Here is a 601-nt window from a genome sequence, read left to right as displayed (position 1 = left end):
GGTTGGATCACCTCCTTACCTGAAGATACCTTCCCGCGAAGTGCTCACACAGATTGTCTGATAGAAAGTAACGAGCAGAAAAACCTCTACAGGCTTGTAGCTCAGGTGGTTAGAGCGCACCCCTGATAAGGGTGAGGTCGGTGGTTCAAGTCCACTCAGGCCTACCAAATTCTCCCGATTTCTGCGTTATGACAACGGCTCGCATAGTTCACTATGCTTCGCGTCGTCACGCCTTGAACTCGAAAGAATTGGGTAAAGGGTTTTGCGAATCATTGGGGCTATAGCTCAGCTGGGAGAGCGCCTGCCTTGCACGCAGGAGGTCAGCGGTTCGATCCCGCTTAGCTCCACCATCAACGTCCCCACGTTGATACTCAACTTCTGAATGCATTTTCGAGTGCATTGCGAAGTTATTGCTCTTTAACAATCCGGAACAAGCTGAAAATTTGAAACGACCGCGTCCGGTCACCCTCCGTAATAAGGGTGGCAGAACGATGCGGCCGGGTCTCAAGATTATCGCGATTCACAGCGTTCAAAACGCCTGTGGGTTGTGAGGTTAAGCGACCAAGCGTACACGGTGGATGCCCTGGCAGTCAGAGGCGAT

General features: G+C 51.9%; 2 tRNA genes. Both read left to right on the top strand.

The window, feature by feature from the left end:
• The first annotated feature begins 90 nt into the window (after positions 1-90).
• Positions 91-167, top strand: a tRNA-Ile gene (locus tag FS690_RS18200).
• Between the two features lie 107 nt (positions 168-274).
• A tRNA-Ala gene (locus FS690_RS18195) sits at positions 275-350 on the top strand.
• The last annotated feature ends 251 nt before the right edge of the window (positions 351-601 follow it).

The organism is Pantoea sp. PSNIH1 (genome assembly GCF_007680655.1).
Classification (GTDB): Bacteria; Pseudomonadota; Gammaproteobacteria; order Enterobacterales; family Enterobacteriaceae; genus Pantoea; species Pantoea eucrina.
This window is presented reverse-complemented; position numbering and strand designations above follow the sequence as displayed.